Annotated in this window: 19 protein-coding genes and 1 pseudogene; 11 read left to right on the top strand and 9 right to left on the bottom strand. The window is 57.8% G+C overall.

Annotated elements, in window-relative coordinates; all coding sequences use genetic code 11:
* The first annotated feature begins 399 nt into the window (after positions 1-399).
* Positions 400-1,395 (top strand): IS30 family transposase, encoded by a 996-nt coding sequence (locus ACXAH0_RS23145; RefSeq protein ID WP_475195411.1) that lies wholly within the window; start codon positions 400-402, stop codon positions 1,393-1,395.
* Positions 1,396-1,412: 17 nt separating this feature from the next.
* On the opposite strand, the gene ACXAH0_RS23140 is transcribed toward ACXAH0_RS23145, so the two are convergent.
* The 5 genes and pseudogenes from ACXAH0_RS23140 to ACXAH0_RS23120 form a co-directional block, all read right to left on the bottom strand.
* Entirely contained in the window at positions 1,413-2,051 is a 639-nt protein-coding gene (locus ACXAH0_RS23140; protein ID WP_475195410.1) for an HAD family hydrolase, read from the bottom strand.
* Positions 2,052-2,224: 173 nt separating this feature from the next.
* A pseudogene (locus tag ACXAH0_RS23135) lies at positions 2,225-2,710 on the bottom strand (transposase); the annotation flags it as partial.
* Positions 2,711-2,852: 142 nt separating this feature from the next.
* Positions 2,853-3,611 carry an alpha/beta hydrolase family protein gene (locus tag ACXAH0_RS23130; RefSeq protein WP_475195417.1) on the bottom strand — a complete coding sequence of 253 codons (759 nt, stop codon included), beginning with the start codon at positions 3,609-3,611 and terminating at the stop codon, positions 2,853-2,855.
* Positions 3,612-3,824: 213 nt separating this feature from the next.
* Positions 3,825-4,286 (bottom strand): alternative ribosome rescue aminoacyl-tRNA hydrolase ArfB, encoded by a 462-nt coding sequence (gene arfB / locus ACXAH0_RS23125; RefSeq protein ID WP_475195408.1) that lies wholly within the window; start codon positions 4,284-4,286, stop codon positions 3,825-3,827.
* Positions 4,287-4,288: 2 nt separating this feature from the next.
* On the bottom strand, positions 4,289-4,972 hold the full coding sequence (locus tag ACXAH0_RS23120) for a TetR family transcriptional regulator C-terminal domain-containing protein (protein WP_475195407.1): 684 nt from the start codon (positions 4,970-4,972) through the stop codon (positions 4,289-4,291).
* A gap of 481 nt (positions 4,973-5,453) precedes the next feature.
* Here ACXAH0_RS23120 and aptA point away from each other — a divergent pair, with 481 nt between their 5' ends.
* The 10 genes from aptA to mazG all read left to right on the top strand — a co-directional run bounded on the left by aptA (position 5,454) and on the right by mazG (position 14,927).
* Positions 5,454-6,782, top strand: a complete 1,329-nt coding sequence (gene aptA, locus ACXAH0_RS23115) for an omega-aminotransferase AptA (protein WP_475195406.1) — start codon at positions 5,454-5,456, stop codon at positions 6,780-6,782.
* Between the two features lie 22 nt (positions 6,783-6,804).
* Positions 6,805-7,095 carry a cupin domain-containing protein gene (locus ACXAH0_RS23110; RefSeq protein WP_475195403.1) on the top strand — a complete coding sequence of 97 codons (291 nt, stop codon included), beginning with the start codon at positions 6,805-6,807 and terminating at the stop codon, positions 7,093-7,095.
* A 12-nt stretch (positions 7,096-7,107) separates the two neighbouring features.
* The gene (locus ACXAH0_RS23105) at positions 7,108-8,364 is read left to right on the top strand and encodes a Zn-dependent hydrolase (RefSeq protein WP_475195401.1); all 1,257 of its coding nucleotides are present in this window, start codon (positions 7,108-7,110) and stop codon (positions 8,362-8,364) included.
* A 142-nt stretch (positions 8,365-8,506) separates the two neighbouring features.
* Positions 8,507-8,794 carry a GIY-YIG nuclease family protein gene (locus ACXAH0_RS23100; RefSeq protein WP_475195398.1) on the top strand — a complete coding sequence of 96 codons (288 nt, stop codon included), beginning with the start codon at positions 8,507-8,509 and terminating at the stop codon, positions 8,792-8,794.
* 186 nt (positions 8,795-8,980) lie between these two features.
* Positions 8,981-10,438, top strand: a complete 1,458-nt coding sequence (gene hydA, locus ACXAH0_RS23095; RefSeq protein ID WP_475195397.1) for a dihydropyrimidinase — start codon at positions 8,981-8,983, stop codon at positions 10,436-10,438.
* A 175-nt stretch (positions 10,439-10,613) separates the two neighbouring features.
* Complete coding sequence (locus tag ACXAH0_RS23090) at positions 10,614-11,405, top strand: ABC transporter ATP-binding protein (protein ID WP_475195415.1); 792 nt, start codon at positions 10,614-10,616, stop codon at positions 11,403-11,405.
* On the top strand, positions 11,395-11,874 hold the full coding sequence (locus ACXAH0_RS23085) for a GNAT family N-acetyltransferase (protein WP_475195395.1): 480 nt from the start codon (positions 11,395-11,397) through the stop codon (positions 11,872-11,874). The genes ACXAH0_RS23090 and ACXAH0_RS23085 overlap by 11 nt, the downstream gene beginning before the upstream one ends.
* Positions 11,871-12,794, top strand: coding sequence for an ABC transporter permease (locus ACXAH0_RS23080; protein ID WP_475185512.1), 924 nt, complete (start codon positions 11,871-11,873; stop codon positions 12,792-12,794). The genes ACXAH0_RS23085 and ACXAH0_RS23080 overlap by 4 nt, the downstream gene beginning before the upstream one ends.
* The gene (locus tag ACXAH0_RS23075; RefSeq protein WP_475185509.1) at positions 12,791-13,936 is read left to right on the top strand and encodes an ABC transporter permease; all 1,146 of its coding nucleotides are present in this window, start codon (positions 12,791-12,793) and stop codon (positions 13,934-13,936) included. Before ACXAH0_RS23080 ends, ACXAH0_RS23075 begins: the two co-directional genes overlap by 4 nt.
* 166 nt (positions 13,937-14,102) lie before the next feature.
* Entirely contained in the window at positions 14,103-14,927 is an 825-nt protein-coding gene (gene mazG, locus ACXAH0_RS23070; protein WP_475195393.1) for a nucleoside triphosphate pyrophosphohydrolase, read from the top strand.
* A gap of 82 nt (positions 14,928-15,009) precedes the next feature.
* On the opposite strand, the gene ACXAH0_RS23065 is transcribed toward mazG, so the two are convergent.
* The 4 genes from ACXAH0_RS23065 to ACXAH0_RS23050 all read right to left on the bottom strand — a co-directional run bounded on the left by ACXAH0_RS23065 (position 15,010) and on the right by ACXAH0_RS23050 (position 19,175).
* A complete protein-coding gene (locus ACXAH0_RS23065; RefSeq protein WP_475195391.1) occupies positions 15,010-16,167 on the bottom strand; it encodes an iron-containing alcohol dehydrogenase in 1,158 nt (385 codons plus the stop codon).
* 256 nt (positions 16,168-16,423) lie between these two features.
* On the bottom strand, positions 16,424-17,797 hold the full coding sequence (gene hflX / locus ACXAH0_RS23060) for a GTPase HflX (protein ID WP_475195389.1): 1,374 nt from the start codon (positions 17,795-17,797) through the stop codon (positions 16,424-16,426).
* 69 nt (positions 17,798-17,866) lie between these two features.
* Entirely contained in the window at positions 17,867-18,121 is a 255-nt protein-coding gene (gene hfq, locus ACXAH0_RS23055) for an RNA chaperone Hfq (RefSeq protein WP_006934516.1), read from the bottom strand.
* A 190-nt stretch (positions 18,122-18,311) separates the two neighbouring features.
* Positions 18,312-19,175, bottom strand: coding sequence for a D-amino-acid transaminase (locus ACXAH0_RS23050; protein ID WP_475185495.1), 864 nt, complete (start codon positions 19,173-19,175; stop codon positions 18,312-18,314).
* Between the last annotated feature and the right edge of the window lie 85 nt (positions 19,176-19,260).

Raw genomic sequence — 19,260 nt, 5'->3', positions numbered from 1 at the left:
CCGCCGCTTTCTTCGCTTACTCATTAAGGGCCCTTAAATGTCCATTTAATTAAGCGGACACTTAACGCACCAAATCGAAAAGCGGCAGGTCGGGTTCAACGGACGCTCACGATCATTTTCGTGGCAAGGTCTCAAAAAAATCTGCAACCCTACATCAGACCCTGTCGGTAGGTGAGCTCTTCGTCTTCCTCTCCTCAAGGTTTCCCCGCCTTTCGATATATTGGGCCTCCGGGCGGCTAGCCTTGCTCTGCCCTGCGTTGCACTGTCCTGTTTGTGACCATTAGGACTGGCACAGATCGTGACCATTCTGGCTAGTGACAAGAATGGATTAGATCAGGGCACATTCTATCCCAAACTGCAACACAGGTGCTAACGTGCCTGCTTTTTGGGAGCGATGTTTTGAGCCGTACTTTTTCGCATTTGAGTTTTGAAGAACGCAAAACGATTTCCCGCATGCGGGAGCAGAAATTCAGCCAGTCAGAGATCGCCAGACGCCTCGGCCGTGACCGTGCGACGATCTCCCGGGAGATCAGGCGCAACTATTGGCACGACCGTGAGTTCCCCGATGCCGATGGCTACTGGGCGATGACCGCCAACGATATGGCGCGCGACCGACGGCGGCGTGTCGGCAAGCTCTTTCGGCGCGAGGGTCTGCGGACCGCCGTGATTGGAAAGCTGGAAGCCGGCTGGTCGCCGGAACAGATCGCAGGACGGTTGAAGATCGAACCGAAGGCCAAGGCCAGCATCTGTCACGAGACCATCTATCGCTACGTCTATTCACCCGAAGGACAGCGGCAACAGCTCGCCCGGCTGCTTCCGGAACGGCGGAGAAAGCGTCGACCAAGATACGCACGTAAGTCGCAGAATCTGGTTTTTCCGGAAGCGCGCTCAATCAAACATCGACCGAAAATCATCAACGATCGCAAGGAATTTGGCCACTGGGAGGCTGATTTAATGATCTTTCAGAGGGGCCACGGAGATGCCAATGTCGCGACGGTTGTTGAGCGAACAAGCCGGTTCACTGTGCTGTTCAAGAACAATGACCGGCAGTCCAAACCGATCATGGACCGGCTTATCAACGTGCTCGGCCCCCTGCCCAGGCATGCACGGCAAAGCCTGACATTTGACCGTGGCTTTGAATTTGTTTCCTGGCGGCGGCTCAAGAAAGGCATGGGTACAGATGCCTGGTTCTGCGATCCGTCAGCGCCTTGGCAAAAAGGCTCAGTTGAGAACATGAACAGGAGGGTTCGGCGCTATCTGCCGCGAGATACTCCTGTCTTGTCAGTGCCGGAAGAAACGATACGATCCCTGATCGATCAGTTGAACAATACGCCGAGGAAATGTCTCAATTTCCGCACGCCTGCCGAAGTGTTCAGGCGCCAAGTCAACAAGTGACTGTTTCGAGCCTAGCCCTATACGATTTGTTCAAGTTTCCGAACGGTTGATATCTCATGATCTGGTGACGTTGACCGAATGTGCTCAAAATCATGGAACAGGCTATTGTGTTCAGGTGCAAACCAACAAGTTTGACAGCCACTGGCCTTTCCAGCTTGGATATCAACGTGCGAGTCGCCGATTATCAAAGTCTCGGACGCTGTAGCACCAACACGATCAAGGGTAGTCTCAAACGGCAGTGAACTCGGTTTGTGACCAAAACCATCGTCACCGGCAACAACAGAGACAAAGAAGTGCCCCAAATCATGAGCGCCCAAGGCGCGGTCCAATAGGTGCCGCGGGCTTGATGTCACCAGTGTCAGCGTCATTCCCTTGTTTTTCAGAGATTTGAGAGTTTCCGTCGTTCCCTCGTAAAGTTCCACTGTCGACAGGCCGTTATAAACGTAGCTACGTGTTTCCTCGGCGACTGTAGGAAACTCCAATTCTGGATGTCTGGTCAGTACCTTGGGATGGTCGTGGAAAAACTCTTTGACAATGAACTTCGGATCAAACCTGTGGCCCCTGCTTCTAAACGAGGCTTGGAATCCCTGAAGCCACAGATCTAAGGTTTTGGCCAGCGTTCCATCCCAGTCGAAAATTACGCTTTTGATGCTCACCTTTCACCCCTGCTCTTAGGGACCTGATGCGAACACAGATACACGCGTCGGTTGGTGAGACAAGTAATTTGTGATCGTCCGCATTGCAGATCCATTACTGCATCGCCATCCGCCCCCGGACAGGCTTAGCAACCCCGACCAGCACGCCTGACCTCCCTGCCCTGTGGTGGCTTTTAAATCCTTGTTGCATTTACATTAGAAGTCACATGCCAAGCGCAATTGATCAGAAACCGATGAGCCCACTCCCGCCTGCCGATTGACATTATGGTCCATGGTTGTTCAACAAGCTTGTTCCAAGCCCGGCAGCACAGGTCGAGGATCTCTTCGTAGGACTTGAAGACGTGATTTGAGAGCCAGTTGTCTCGCATGAACTGCCAGATGTTCTCGACCGGATTGAGCTCCGGCGCTTTGGGCGGCAAAGGCAGAATCGTGATGTTGTTCGGCACCTGAAGCTTTCCGGTCATGTGCCATCCAGCCCGGTCCGTCATCAGAACCGCATGCGCACCGGGAGCAATGTTGCACCGGGGGACAACAAGACCGGTTCCCGTGCCCCTGTCTGGGCATATGGCGCCGAAGATCCATGCTGATTTCGTTCGCTGATCCTTCTGCGCTACGGGCCGGGTGCCCTTACGCGCCCACCGCCTTGTCATTGGGCTCGAACCAAGACGGCCGAAATATCCGGTCAATGCCGAGCGACTCTCTGATCAGCGAAAGTATAAATTCTTCTCCGATATCGTGGCACTGCATCTTGCGAGATCTCTGAAGCGAGTGACTGTACGGCCGAACCGACAAACGGAGAACTCAATGAACAGTTTCAGTTTTTCTCAATACCCTTTCCAGAAAAGGGAGGAGAATGTCCTGCGAATATTCTCGCGGAATACGATGTCCGCATTCGAATACGTTGAGAGTAACTGGCACGCCGGCACCGGATAACGCATCGTAGAATTTTTCGGCTTGGGTAACAGGGGCTCGGTCATCGTGCCGTCCGTGCAAAAGCAAGGTTTCCGACTGGATTCTTTGCGCATGATGTAAGGCCGATCGGGCCAGGAAAGCTTCACCCGATAGATCTGCTTCGTTCTGAATTGCTCGTTGCAAGCCTCTCGAGCTGTTTAGAAAAGCGTCTCTGAGATCATAGACCCCACTGGCCAAAATGACTGCTCGAAGATCAGGACACCTGGTTGCAACCATTGCTGATGCAACAGCGCCCCGGCTGTTGCCATATAGAACAACTCTCTTAGGGTCTACAGATGGCTGTTCATTCAGAAAAGACAGAGCAGCCATTATCGCTTGCTGAGTGTTTGGACCACAGAAATCAGCAGGGCCATCGGACGCGCCGAAACCTGGCTGAGATACCGCCGCAGCCGTAACATTCAACCGTACAGACAAACGAACCAAAAACCCGTTATCGACGACTTCCTTCGCGCCGATAAGATGGCCACCTTGGTTCCCGTGAACAATCAATATTGCACCACCGGTCGTGATGTTCGGACCCTGTGCTTGGAAAAGCTCAACGGTGTCGCCACCATCCCGCCTAATCAGATGTTGTGTAACTACCGTCAAAACGAATACCCACGCCGGAATATGCAGCCGACGATAGGTCACTTTGAGTGTGTGTCAACGTCCTAAATAAGACCAACACCCGCCCCCTCACCTCCCTTGCAACTCGGCCCGGCCGGGCGGATCGGGCGCTGACTGCTGCGGCAAGCGGCCACGGCTGACTGTCGCATTTCAATCGGGCCCGGGATGTCGCGCCTCTAAACAGCCTGTCAGATTTCAGTCATCCCCGCGCACTTTCCGGCCGCGCAGTTTCTTGATCTGACTTCGCTGTTTTTTTGCATCCAGACGCCGTTTCTTGGAGCCAAGCGTCGGTTTGGTCGCTTTGCGGGGTTTGGGCTTTTCCGTGGCTCTGCGCAGGAGATCCAGCAAGCGCTCCAGCGCATCCTCCCGGTTACGCTCCCGTGTGCGGAACCGATCGGCCTGCAACACGATCTCCCCGTTCAACGTCAGCCGGCTGCCGGCAAGACGGGCGGCACGGGACTTGACGTCTTCCGGCAGGCTGCGGTTGGCTGCCAGATTGAAGCGCAGCTGCACCGCCGTCGACACTTTGTTGACATTCTGACCGCCCGGGCCGGACGCACGAATAAAGTCTTCGCTCAAATCATCTCTGGAAATAAACAACCGAGCCGTAACGGCAATACGCCTTGTTTCCGGAAGGTCAGCCTGGTCCTCAGCCATGGTCAGTCTGCAAGGCTTTCAGGACCGCGTTCGGCCGGCGTCAGGCCAAGGCCGGTCAGAATCAGCCGGGTGATCTCTGTCTCTGTTTCACGGAGAAAGGCGGGGTCGCTCAGGTCCCGTCCGGTCAGCGCCTTCACCTGAATGGAAAAATCGGCATAGTGCTGGGTTGTGGCCCAGATCATGAAAATCAGATGCGCCGGATCGATCCGGCGCATTTTTCCCGCCGCGATCCAGTCCTCAATAACCTGGCATTTTTCGCTGACCAGCCGCTTCAGATCCCCTTCCAGAATGGGCAGGATCTGCGGCGCGCCCTGAATCACCTCATTGGCGAACAGGCGAGAGGCCTCGGGAAACTTTGCCGACATATCAATCTTCTGCCGGATATAGGCAGCAAGTTCCAAGGCCGGTTCACCGGCTGGATTGAGGGTTTTGAGCGGCGCCAGCCAGACTTCAAGAATATGCGCCAGAGTGGCTTTGTAGATCGCCTCCTTGGAGGCAAAATAATAGAGAAGATTCGATTTCGACATGCCCGCGTCTGCGGCAATCCGCTCCACAGTGGCTCCGGAAAATCCCTTTTTTGAAAATTCACCCAGAGCCGCCTCCAGAATGAGGGATCTGTTGCGCTCCTGAATACGGCTCAAACCGCTTCTTGCGGTCTCTGCGAACCGGCCGTCTAAATCTGCCATCGAATAGTCCATTCCCGGCCAAAACGGCCGCCCCGAAAAGGTCCTGCCCTGTCTGTTCCCGCCCCATCCGGCGGCGGTCTGTCCGGCCGCTGCGCCTCCTGCCCGCAATTGACCATAAATTGGTCACGCCAAAGGAATTTGCATCTTGACCGTTTGGTCAAATCCCCCCTAGGTTAAATTGACCAATCGGTCAGAAGGCTAGTCGATCAATGGGCACCCCGCAACGGGGAAGTCTTGAAGCAGGCAGCGCTTCTGATCATCATAACGAACCGGCAAAGCCGTGCCGGGCCGAACGGCCCACCAGAGATCGAACGGACCCTGACGGGCGCAGAAGCGCAGGCCAGGATCCGGGAACAGCATGGGGAGAGGACCCGAACCGCCGTTTCCGCCGACCTGCCGGGCCGGCCGGTGGCCCGTATGTCCTTCCCTGAATCGAATAGCACCCGCCCCTGTTCACAATCAGGGCCGCGAAGGAGGACGCATGTCAGCACCGAGCCAGGCTGCAACCAACAATCTTGAAGCCTTCTGGATGCCGTTTACAGCCAACCGGCAATTCAAACAGAACCCGCGCATGTTCGTCTCCGCCAAGGACATGCATTACACCACCGCAGACGGCCGCCAGGTGCTGGATGGCACAGCGGGCCTTTGGTGCTGCAACGCCGGCCATTCCCGCCCGAAAGTGGTGGAGGCGGTGCAAAGGCAGATCGCCGAGCTGGACTATGCCCCAGCCTTCCAGATGGGCCATCCCAAGGCGTTTGAACTGGCAGCCCGCCTTGCGGCCATGATGCCCTCGCCGCTTGATCATGTCTTCTTCACCAATTCCGGTTCTGAAAGTGTCGACACGGCTTTGAAAATTGCCCTCGCCTATCAGCGCTCCATCGGTCAGGGCACCCGCACCCGTCTGATCGGCCGCGAACGCGGCTATCATGGCGTCGGCTTCGGCGGCATTTCGGTTGGCGGCATCGTGGCCAACCGCAAAACCTTCGGCACCATGCTCACCGGCGTCGATCACATGCGCCACACCCACGACCCGGAGCGCAATGCGTTCTCCCGGGGTATGCCGGAAAACGGGGCTGACTATGCCGAAGAGCTGATCCGTATCATCCAGCTGCATGATCCTTCCACCATCGCGGCGGTGATTGTGGAGCCGGTGGCCGGGTCGACTGGCGTTCTGATCCCGCCCAAAGGGTATCTGGAACGCCTGCGCGAGATCTGCACCCAGCATGGCATTCTCCTGATCTTTGACGAGGTCATCACCGGCTTCGGCCGCCTGGGCTCGCCCTTTGCCACGGACTTTTTCGGGGTCACCCCGGATCTGGTCACCACGGCCAAGGGCCTGACGTCAGGGGTGGTGCCCATGGGCGCGGTCTTCTGCAGCTCCGACATCTACGAAGCGTTCATGACCGGCCCCGACCACATGATCGAGCTTTTCCACGGCTATACCTATTCCGCCCACCCGCTGGCCTGCGCTGCGGCCCTGGCCACCCTGGACACTTATGAGGAGGAAGGCCTTCTGACCCGCGCAGCCGATCTGGCGCAGTACTGGGAAGACGGCCTCCATGCGCTCAAGGACTGCCCGAATGTCATCGACATCCGCAATCTTGGCCTGATCGGCGCCATAGAGCTGTCTCCGATCGCGGGCGAGCCGACCAAGCGGGCCTTCTCCGCGTTCCTGAAAGCCTATGAGGAGGGCTTGCTGATCCGCACCACCGGCGACATCATCGCCCTCTCCCCGCCTCTGATCATCTCCAAGGCGCAGATCGACGAGCTCTTCGCCACCTTGCGGCACGTACTGACAACAATCGACTGACCCGGAAAGGCAGGGTTTTAAGATGACCGACCGGCCCCAGGCAATTGCGACCCAGTTGATTGACGATACCAAGGTGCGTGTCACCCGATTCGATTTCGAACCGGGGGCGGAAACCGGCTGGCACCGGCATTCCATGGATTACGTCATCACAACCCTTACGGAGTGTGTGATGCTGCTGGAAGAGCCCGGCGGCGGCACACGGGAAGTCACCATGCCGCCCGGCACTGTCTACCGGCGCGATGAAGGCGTGGAACACAATGTGATCAATGGCGGGGACGCGCCCATGTCCTTTGTCGAAACGGAATTGAAATAGGAGACACGAACAATGGCTGCTCCGGGCGAAAATTTCAGGATCAATGCGGACAGGCTTTGGGAAAGCCTGATGGAAATGGCCAAGATCGGCCCGGGCGTTGCCGGGGGCAACAACCGTCAGACCCTGACAGACGAAGATTCCGAAGGCCGCAAACTGTTCCAGAAATGGTGCGAAGACGCTGGAATGACCATGGCAGTCGACACCATGGGCAACATGTTCATGACCCGGCCCGGCACCGATCCGGACGCCCTGCCCGTTTATGTCGGCTCCCATCTCGATACCCAGCCGACCGGCGGCAAATATGACGGTGTTCTGGGGGTTCTCGGCGGGCTGGAACTGATCCGCAGCCTCAATGATCTTGGGGTGAAGACCAAACATCCCATCGTGGTCACCAACTGGACCAACGAAGAAGGCACACGCTTTGCCCCGGCCATGCTGGCCTCCGGGGTGTTTGCCGGTGTTCACACCCAGGAATGGGCCTATGACCGGGAAGACGCGGAAGGCAAGGCCTTCGGTGACGAGTTGAAACGGGTCGGCTGGGTCGGCGAGGAAGAGGTGGGCGCCCGCAAGGACAAGATGCACGCCATGTTCGAGCTTCACATCGAACAGGGACCGATCCTGGAAGCGGAAGGCAAGGATATCGGCGTCGTCACCCATGGCCAGGGGCTGTCCTGGACCCAAGTGACAGTCACCGGCAAAGACAGCCACACGGGCTCAACCCCGATGCCCATGCGCAAGAATGCAGGTCTTGCCATGGCCCGCATTCTGGAGCTGGTCGACGAGATCGCCTGGTCCCACGCCCCCCATGCGGTGGGTGCCGCCGGCCACATTGATGTCTATCCCAATTCCCGCAATGTGATCCCGGGCAAGACGGTCTTCACGGTCGACTTCCGCTCCCCGGATCTGGCCGTGATCAAGGATATGGAAGACCGGCTGAAGATCGGCGGCAAAAAGATCTGCGATGAGATGGGGCTCGACGTTGCCTTTGAAAAAGTCGGCGGTTTCGATCCGGTCGAGTTTGACAAGACCTGCGTCGAAGCAGTCCGCAGCGCGGCCGAACGGCTCGGCTACAGCCACCGCAACATCATCTCCGGTGCGGGCCATGACGCCTGCTGGATCAACAAGGTTGCGCCCACTGCCATGATCATGTGCCCCTGCGTCGATGGCCTGTCCCACAACGAGGCGGAGGAAATCTCAAAGGACTGGGCAAAGGCGGGCGCCGATGTTCTGTTCCATGCGGTGGTCGAAACGGCGGTAATCGTGGAGTAACAATCGGTCTGGAGTCCCAAATCAAGTCCGGGACAGCGCTTCAAGTAACAAAGGGATCCAAGAGTCGACATGAAAACTGGCTGCCCCTGCTCTCTCCGCCGTCCCGGCCTTGAGCCGGGACCAAAATAGAGCCGCAGCCTCGGTGACCTATTTCGTCTACATTCTGGCAAACAGGCCAAGAGGGCCGATCTATATAGGCTCAGTGCGCAACTTGAGAAGCCGGATTGAACAACACAAGGCGGGAATACGTGGCAGCCACACACTGAAATACAACATCAAAACACTTGTGTATTTCGAGGTCTTTGAGGAGGCAATTGATGCGGTTCATCAGGAGCGGAGATTGAAAAGGTGGAGACGGGCCTGGAAGGATCAATTGATTGAAGAAGCCAATCCAGACTGGAAAGACGTGAGTGACCAGATCCCCTTTTAGAGGATCTTGAGACTGAGGGTCCCGGATCAGGTCCGGGACGGCGCTGTGCCTTTCGGATGAGGCGACCGTGCAGAAAAGACAGGTGTACCAAGACCCCTCCAAGGTTCCGAAGCGCATTCGGGACTTGAGGAGACCGGTTCAAGACAAATCCGCGAAAACGCGGACACCAGACAAAGGGGAACACAAATGGCAAGCAAAGTGATCAAGGGCGGCACGGTTGTCACCGCAGATCTAACCTATGACGCCGATGTGAAGATCGAAGACGGCAAGATCGTTGAGATCGGGCCGAACCTGTCCGGCGACGAAACGCTGGATGCGACCGGGTGTTATATTATGCCGGGCGGCATTGACCCTCATACCCACCTGGAAATGCCTTTCATGGGCACCTTTTCCTCGGACAATTTTGACAGCGGGACGCGCGCAGCCCTGGCCGGCGGCACCACGATGGTGGTTGACTTCGCCCTGCCCTCGCCCGGCCAGTCCCTGCTGGAAGCCCTGCAAATGTGGGACAACAAGTCCACCATGGCGCATTGCGACTATTCCTTCCATATGGCGATCACCTGGTGGGGGGAGCAGGTCTTCAACGACATGCAGGAAGTCGTTCAGAAAAAGGGCATCAACACGTTCAAGCATTTCATGGCCTATAAAGGCGCTTTGATGGTGAATGACGACGAGATGTATGCCTCGTTCCAGCGCTGCGCCGAGCTGGGCGCCCTGCCCCTGGTCCATGCGGAAAACGGCGATGTGGTCGCCTCCCTGCAGCAGAAACTGCTGGCCGAGGGCAATAATGGCCCGGAAGCGCATGCCTACTCCCGCCCGCCGGAAGTGGAGGGAGAAGCCACCAACCGGGCCATCATGATCGCCGATATGGCCGGTGTGCCGGTCTATATCGTGCATACCTCTTCAGAACAGGCCCATGAGGCCATCCGCCGGGCCCGTCAGAACGGCATCCGGGCCTATGGCGAGCCGCTGATCCAGCATCTGACCCTGGATGACAGCGAATACAAACATGCCGATTGGGACCATGCAGCCCGCCGGGTCATGTCCCCCCCCTTCCGGGACAAAAAACACCAGGACTCGCTCTGGGCCGGTCTGGCTGCCGGCTCTTTGCAGGTAGTCGCTACCGACCATTGCGCCTTCTCAACAGAGCAGAAGCGCACCGGCGTCGGCGACTTCACAAAGATCCCGAATGGCACCGGCGGCCTGGAAGACCGCATGCCCATGCTGTGGACCTATGGGGTGAATACAGGCCGTCTTACCCCGAACGAATTTGTCGCAACCACTTCAACCAATATTGCAAAGATCCTCAATATCTATCCGAAAAAAGGAGCAATTCTGGTTGGAGCAGACGCGGATCTGGTGGTATGGGACCCGGCTTTGGAAAAGACCATTTCCGCCTCCAGCCAGCAATCGGCCATCGACTACAACGTCTTTGAAGGCAAGGCCGTCAAGGGCCTGCCGCGCTTCACGCTCACCCGTGGCCGGGTCGCGGTGGAAGACGGCACGGTCAACCCGAAACAGGGCCATGGAGAATTTGTCGCCCGCAAGCCCTTCCAGGCGGTCAACACGGCTCTCAGCACCTGGAAAGAGCTGACCGCGCCGCGCAAGGTGGAACGCACCGGCATTCCGGCCAGCGGCGTCTGAGCTGAAAAACGTCTGAAGACGGCGGAGCGGTTGGCCAACGCCCAAACCGGTCCGCGTTCACCCGGCAACTTCGCCGGCAGCAGCTGCCATCAGCTTGCAGCGCCGGGTGACAAGACAACCAACGGAATATGACATGCTGACAGCCGCCGAAATCGAAGACGGAATTGAAGACGCCATGAAGGATCAGGAAAAACATGTCATCGACATTGAAAACCTGTCGCTAACCTTCCAGACAAATGATGGCCCTGTCCATGCCCTGTCCGAGATTGACCTAAAGATCGAGGAAGGCGATTTTGTCTCCTTTATCGGCCCGTCCGGCTGCGGCAAGACCACATTGCTGCGCGTGATCGCGGATCTGGAACAGCCGACCGGCGGGTCCATTGCCGTCAACGGCGTCTCGCCTCAGGAGGCCCGGCTCAACCGCGCCTATGGCTATGTGTTTCAGGCAGCAGCCCTTTATCCATGGCGGACCATCGCAAAAAACATTGCCCTCCCCCTTGAGATCATGGGTCTGTCCGGCCAGGAACAGCAGCAGCGCATCGCCCGCAATATGGAGCTGGTTAACCTGGCTGGGTTTGAAAAGAAATTCCCATGGCAGCTGTCCGGCGGCATGCAGCAGCGGGCCTCAATCGCCCGCGCGCTGGCTGTCGAACCTGATCTGCTCTTGATGGACGAGCCCTTTGGCGCCCTGGATGAAATCGTCCGCGATCACCTCAATGAACAGCTCCTGCAACTTTGGGCCAAGACAAACAAGACGGTGGTCTTTGTCACTCACTCCATTCCGGAGGCCGTATTCCTGTCCACCAAGATCGTGGTTCTGTGCCCGCGGCCGGGCCGGATTTACGATGTGATTGAAAGCGACCTGCCGCGCGGCCGGACCCTGGACATCCGCGAAACGCCGGAATTCCTGAAAATCGCCCACCGGGTCCGGGACGGGCTCAGAGCGGGGCATTCCTATGAGGACTGAATCCACTGCAGCCGCTAAAATCCGTGCGGCCTCCTACAAAGACATGACAGCCTGCGGACAGATCCTCAATGACTGGATTGATGAAACCCCGTGGATGCCTCGCCTGCATTCCCATGACGACGTCATCCGTCATCACCGGGACTTTGTCTTTACGAACCGGACGGTCACGGTCGTAGAGGGGCCGCAGGCCTCCGTTCAGGGATTTGCGGCCACGAGCTCCGATGGCTTTATCACAGGCTTTTACCTTGCCCGGCACGCACGACGGAAGGGCCTGGGCAAAATGATCCTGAACCACATCAAAGACCGCTCTCCTGGTGGCCTGAACCTGTGGACCTTTGTCGCCAACTCTGGTGCCCGGACGTTTTACGAAAGAGAGAAGTTCAAAGAGATCCGCCGGACAGAAGGCGAGAACGAGGAGAACTTGCCGGACATTCTGTTTGCCTGGCAAACCAAGGACGAAGTGGCATGACGGACGCAGCTCTATCCTCTCCCAAATCGACCAACCCCTTTGCCGGGCTCATGTCCGGGACACTCGGCCCGGTTACCGTTGTCGTGCTCGCCATCTTTGCCATTTGGTACATCGCGGCAGCGGCGCTCAACACGCCTTTCCAACAGGAGCTCTATGAACGGGCCGGCCAGACGGATGTGCCGGTCACCCAGCTGATTGCCGATACCTGGGCCCAGGAACGGCCCGTTCTGCCGGCCCCGCACCAGGTTGTTGCCGAAATCTGGAAAACAACGGCCGAAAAGAAAATCACATCGAAACGGTCACTGGTTTATCACAGCAGCATCACCCTCTCCTCCACCCTGCTCGGCTTTCTGATCGGAACGACCCTTGGCATCCTTCTGGCCGTCGGCATCGTGCATTCAAAGGTGCTCGACAAGTCTCTGATGCCCTGGGTAATCTCCTCCCAGACCATTCCGATCCTGGCGATTGCCCCGATGATCATCGTGGTTCTGAATGCAATTGGCATTTCCGGCCTGCTGCCCAAGGCCATGATTTCCACCTACCTGTCCTTCTTTCCGGTCACCGTGGGTATGGTAAAGGGTCTGCGCTCGCCGGAAGTCATCCATATGGATCTGATGCACACCTATTCGGCGACGCGGGTCCAGGCCTTCTGGAAACTGCGCCTGCCCTATGCTGTGCCCTTCCTGTTCACCTCCATGAAGATCGGTATGGCCGCATCTCTTGTTGGCGCCATCGTCGGGGAACTGCCGACCGGAGCCGTTGCAGGTCTCGGCGCCAGACTGCTGGCTGGCTCTTATTATGGCCAGACCATTCAGATCTGGTCAGCCCTGATCGTCGCCGCCTTTCTGGCCGGCACTCTGGTTGCGCTCATCGGGGTTCTGCAAAAAATCGTCCTGAAACGCATGGGAATGGCCCAATGACAGCTCAATCCGCCTCTGCAAAGCGTTTCGGCATTCCTGCCCTTCTGGCCTGGTTCATCGTGCTGATGGTCCTTGTGGGCCTGTTCAGCCGGATCTTCGAACCCGATCTCGGCGTGATGGACGTACCAAGGCTCTCCATCTGTTTGGGACTTCTGGCCATTGCCGGTGTGCGCTATGAGCTCGGGTTCCTGCGCAATCCGGTTGGTGATCTGGCCCTTGGCCTCGTAACAGCCATTGCGGCTTGGCTGCTGATTGCAACCGTCTCCAATCACCCGGGCGGTGCTGCCCTTGGGTTCTGGGCGCTGACCGCCGCCACCTGGGCCGCCGCCTGGCTGTTTGTTGAGCGGCTGGCGGTCTGGAAAACGCGTTCAGCCGCCGCGCAGCGCCTCGTGAACCTCGCCATACCCGCTCTTTTCGGGATCTCCCTCTTGGTCATCTGGCAGCTTGTGGTGACCGGAGCCGGGGTTCCCAAGGTACTGCTGCCTGCGCCCTCGGAAATCTGGCTGCGCCTGACCACGTCCCTGCCGACCTTGTGGGCGGATTTCCAGCAGACCTTCCTGAAGGCCGTTCTGGCAGGCTATGTGATCGGCTGCGGCTCGGCCTTTCTGGTGGCCATTCTGGTGGACCGTGTGCCCTTCCTGCGCCGGGGGCTTTTGCCCATCGGCAATCTGGTGTCGGCCCTGCCCATTATTGGCGTTGCCCCGATCATGGTCATGTGGTTCGGCTTTGACTGGCCCTCCAAGGCCGCTGTTGTGGTCATCATGACCTTCTTCCCCATGCTGGTGAACACGGTGTCCGGGCTGGCGGCTTCAGAAGCCATGCAGCGGGACCTGATGCGCACCTATGCGGCGAGCTATGTCCAGACCCTGATCAAACTGCGCCTGCCGATGGCCATGCCGTTCATCTTCAACGCCTTGAAGATCAATTCCACCCTGGCGCTGATCGGGGCCATTGTTGCGGAATTTTTCGGCACACCGATTGTCGGCATGGGCTTTCGCATTTCAACGGAAGTCGGCCGGATGAATGTGGACATGGTCTGGGCGGAAATTGCTATGGCGGCACTGGCCGGATCGCTGTTTTACGGCGCCATCGCCGTGCTCGAACGAGCGGTCACCTTCTGGCACCCGTCCATCCGTGGATAACTGAACTTTCTGAGCCTGTCCGGCGCAAAGCATCACGCCACACCGGACAGGACAGTTTCCCGAAAGGCAAATCTGTCGTAAAGCTTGGGTCTCCATTGATCCGTTTTCCGGCGATCCGCATTCCGGCGGCGGAAAGATCCAGCCATGACATATCAGGGCCACTGCCATGACCCCAAGCCGCGACATTTCCCGCCTCCTAGAGATCATGGAAGCGCTCAGAACGCCGGTCACCGGCTGTCCCTGGGATCTGGAACAAACGTTCGAGTCCATCGCCCCCTATACGCTGGAAGAGGCCTATGAGGTCGCCGACGCAATTGCAAAGAAGGACATGGTGGATCTGCGCGACGAATTGGGCGACCTTCTGCTGCAGGTCGTCTACCACGCGCGCATGGCCGAAGAGGACAAGGTCTTCGACTTCGGTGATGTGGTGGAAAGCATCACCAGAAAGATGATCCGCCGCCACCCCCATGTCTTCGGCGATGAGAATGGAGACAGACCAGCCCTTGTTAAAGGCATCTGGGAGCGCATCAAGGCCGAGGAACGGGCGGAAAAACGGGCCGAGCGTGAAAAACAGGGAATGATGGAAACTGCCACGGGCTTGCTCGACGATGTTCCCACCGCCTTTCCCGCACTTCAGGAAGCAGAAAAGCTGCAGCGCCGCGCATCAAGGGTCGGCTTTGACTGGAACGACGCCCGGCTTGTTCTGGAGAAGATCCGCGAAGAAACCTTTGAGCTTGATACGGAATTGGCCAGCACAGAGCCGGACCGGGACCGGATCACAGACGAACTGGGCGACACCCTGTTCGCACTCGCCAATCTGGCCCGGCATCTGGATATTGATCCGGAAGAGGCCCTGCGCCGCACAAACCGGAAATTCCGCCGCCGCTTTGCGGCCATTGAAGACCACGCCTTAAAGACCGGCACCAGCCTGGAGGCAATGTCTTTGGAAGAGATGGAAAACGAGTGGCAAAAGGCCAAAAAGGCGCCTTAAGCGCCCTTGCCTTGGACCGGTCTCAATCGATAGAGGCTCATCTGACCGGTTTTCTCAGCTAAGATGGGGATGATTTCTCCGGTTAATACGCCGCGCGGTAGATCGCCAGAGCATCAGCTTCCGCCACAGGCCGGGGATTGTTGACCAGAAGGCGGGTCTGGTTCATGGCGTCGGATGCGAGCCGCGGCAGGTCATCTTCCCTAATATCCATCGCCCGCAGATTGGCCTGAAGACCACAGTCTGCCGAAAGCGCCGCCAGCCTGTCGCAGAACGCAGCCGCCCGCTCCTGCCCTTCCAGCCGCGCCAGATCAGGAAAGACGAAGGGCGCAAGTTCCGCATAAGGCTGGGGCGACGTCACCACGTTGAACCGCAAGACATGGGGCAGCACCAGCGCATTGGAGAGCCCATGGGGAATGTGAAAATGGCCACCCAGGGGATAGGCGAGAGCGTGAACGGCCGCGACCGGTGAATTGGCAAAAGCCTGCCCGGCCAGCATGGAACCGAGCAGCATGTCGGAACGGGCTGCCTCGTTGGCCCCGTCCCGTACCGCCGTCAGTAGAGAGCGCCCCATGAGCGTCAGCGCCTCGGTGGCCAGAACCCGGGACACGGGATTGTTGTTCGGGCTTGCCGATGCATAGGCCTCAATCGCATGCACCATGGCGTCAATGCCCGTCGCCGCCGTGATATGCGGTGGCAGGCCATAGGTCAGTTGCGGATCAAGCAGCGCAACATCCGGCAACAATACTGGCGAAACCACGCCCATTTTCTCATTGGTGCCGGTTGTGACAATGGAAATCGGCGTGACTTCCGATCCGGTGCCGGAGGTTGTCGGCACAAGGATCAACGGCAAACGCGGCCCTGCCGCCTTGCCAACCCCATAGACATCCTGCAAACGCTCCATGCCTGCGGCAAGCAGCGCCACCAGCTTGGCCACGTCCAGCGACGATCCGCCCCCCAGACCGATCACCCCGTCAACGCCGCTGTCCCGCGCCTGTGAGGCTGCTTGCAGCACAACCGATTCGGGTGGGTCGGCCTGAACCTCAGTAAACAGCTCAACCTCGACATCAGAAGCCTTTAGAAGATCAACAGCCCGCTCCACAATGCCGGTTTCCATCATGCCCGGGTCAGTCACCAGCAGCACACGGCCACCGACCTGCCCTTTGACCAGGCCGCCGATGCGCGACATTGCCCCGGTTCCGAACTGAACCGATTTTGGTGTGTTGAAAATGAAGGGGTTCATTTTGATGTCCTTGTGGCGGGCGTTTCTTCCACCCGAACCTTAAGCCACAAGCACCTGCGGAAGAAAGCCATCTGAGGCTATAGACCAGATGCCAGATGATTTCAGAGCACCGCGCAAAACCGAGGCGGCGTCCTGGATTGTAAAACGCGCCAGAGTGGTAAAATTGAAATACGCATGCTGGGTGCAGTGCGCGCCGTGGCGTATTTCAGTTCCGAAAACCACACTGGAAAATCAGACGAACTTCAGAACAGGGTGACTAGTGAAACGTCTCATCTGAGGCCGGGTCCGCCGCTTCCTCCAGGATATAGGCCGCGAACAGCTCCCGGAACGGGCCGCGCTGCTTGTCGGACACGCGGATTTCCGCCGTGACGAAATCTTCCGTGTCGTCGCGCGTGAGCACTTCAGAGACCTGATAAAGCTTCGCCAGCAAAGCGCCATCGGTCACCGGCACCTGCACGCATAAAATGTCGTCATGCTGGGCGATAAAAGCATCGATCCGGCTGGCCAGATGGTCCAGCCCGGCACCAGTCAAGGCAGACAGAGCAATCGGGCCGTCGTCTCCGGCCTCATCCAGAAGCTTGTCCCGGTAGATCTCGTCCAGACAATCGATCTTGTTCCAGACTTCAATGACCGGAGCCCCCGTCTGGGCATCGACACCAAGGTCATCCAGGGTCTTTTTCACATCCTCGGCCTGGGCTTCCGTATCGGGATGGGAAATGTCCCGTACATGCAGGATCAGATCCGCCTCCAGCACCTCTTCCAGCGTGGCCCGGAAGGCAGCCACCAAATGGGTTGGCAGATCCGAGATGAACCCCACCGTGTCGGACAGGATAATGTCCTTGCCATGAGGCAGCGTCACCTTGCGCAAAGTGGGATCAAGGGTCGCGAAGAGCAGATCCTTGGCGAAGACATCCGATTCCGTCAGCCGATTGAAGAGCGTTGACTTGCCAGCATTGGTATAACCGACAAGCGCCACCACCGGCTGGGGGATTTTCTTGCGTTTCTTGCGGTGAAGATCCCGGGTGCGGCGCACGCTTTCCAGCTGTTTTTGAAGCGCAATAATGCGGTCCTGAATCTGGCGCCGGTCGGCCTCAATCTGGGTTTCCCCCGGACCGCCCATGAAGCCCGCACCGCCGCGCTGCCGTTCCAGGTGAGTCCAGGATCGCACCAGACGGCTCTTTTGCCAGGTTAGATGGGCCAGATCGACCTGCAGGCGGCCTTCCTTGGTTCGGGCCCGGTCGCCGAAAATTTCCAGGATGAGACCTGTGCGGTCGATGACCTTGGTTTTCAGGCGCCGCTCCAGGTTCCGTTGCTGAACAGGGCTCAGGGGATGGTCAATCACCACAAGATCAAGATCTTCACTTGCGACAATTCCGGCAAGTTCAGACACTTTGCCGTCTCCGAACAGAGTTCCAGGTTTCGGATTGTTCACACGGACCACGCCGGAATGCACCATGTTGAGATTGATGGCCGCGCTCAGACCGATGGCCTCGTCAAGGCGCGCCTCCGGGCTGCGATTGCCTCTCAAGTCTGTTTGAGCACCCTCGCCGCGCAGTTGAAGCACCGGCTCGATGATCATCGCACGAAAGGGCTGGGGCAGACGATCCACCCCGGCCTCTTTCATTTTCATCGATTTTTGACCCGGTTCTTCGGCACCGTTAGATTTTGAAAAATCGTCCGCGCGAGACTTCGGTTTCAATCAGCTAGCCTTTTCAGCGTTTTCCTCAGCCTGATCGAACAGTTGAACAGGTCCGTTTGGCATAATTGTGGAAATCGCGTGTTTGTAAACAAGCTGCGAATGCCCGTCCCGTCGCAGCAAAACACAGAAGTTATCGAACCAGGTCACCACACCCTGCAATTTCACACCATTGATGAGGAAAATTGTAAGAGGCGTTTTTTGTTTACGAACGTGATTAAGAAAGGTGTCCTGGAGATTTTGTGCGCGCTCAGCCATAAGTCTTTTTATCCTGTTTTTTCCCGGATGCGGCCGAGCATCCGGCGTATCGGCAGCTTATTGCAAAAAGCTGTTCAAAATCAAACGCCAAGGTTTGACGCCCTGCCCGCTCTTCATGTTGCCCACCTGCGGGAGCCGTCTGCCTCAACTCCTTCGGGTCTCATTCACAAGGCCTTTTTAGCCTTCCGAATCATGCCGTCTGCAAATCAGTAGCAGTATGGAACGAATCACGCAATCGGGTTGAAACCGAACCCGGATGACCGTTTCCGATTATTTTTCCGTCAATGCGTGTCACCGGCATCACCAGCGTTGACGCGGCGGTTACAAAAGCTTCTTTTGCATCAAAGGCTTCTTCAAGAGTGAATGGGCGTTCTTCAAAAGACAGCCCCTCTCTCTCGACAAGATCCAGCACCACCGTGCGGGTAATGCCGCGCAGAATTCCGCTTTCGGCCGGACGGGTCACCAGAACGCCGTCCTTGGTCACGATCCAGGCATTTGTGGAGCCGCCTTCGGTCACATGACCGTCCGTATCCACATACCAGGCTTCCTTGCCGCCATTTTCCTTGGCGTGCTGCTTTGCAAGCACATTTGGCAAAAGAGCAACGGTCTTGATGTCAACGCGCGGCCAGCGGTTTTCCGGATAGCTGACCACAGAAATCCCCTTTTCCGCAGCAGCTTCCGCCGCAACCGGGCTGGTGGACTTCGCAGTCACGACAATGGACGGCGCCACGTCGTCCGAGGGAAAGAAGTGGTCCCGTTTCGCAACACCCCGTGTCACCTGGATATAGACCAGGCCATTATGGACGCGGTTGCGGCGGATCACCTGCTTGAGAACGAACTCCACAGCACCGCGCACCATGGGCCAGTCAATCCGCAATTCGGAGAGCGACCGGTCCAGACGGTCAAGATGCCGGGGCATGTCCACGATCTTGCCGTTCCAGACCTCGCACACCTCATAAACGCCGTCGGCAAACTGATACCCGCGATCTTCAACATGCACCGCGGCCTCTGCGTGTCGCACATACTGGCCATTTACATAGGCAATGCGGCTCATAATCCCTCCTGGATAGGCAAAAATGTGTTGGTCAATCGGACCTTACCGCCAGTTGTGACTGGTCGTTCAGGCGATTGCAAGATCA

This window comes from Roseibium sp. AWQ4_290, from assembly GCF_056160985.1.
This window is presented reverse-complemented; position numbering and strand designations above follow the sequence as displayed.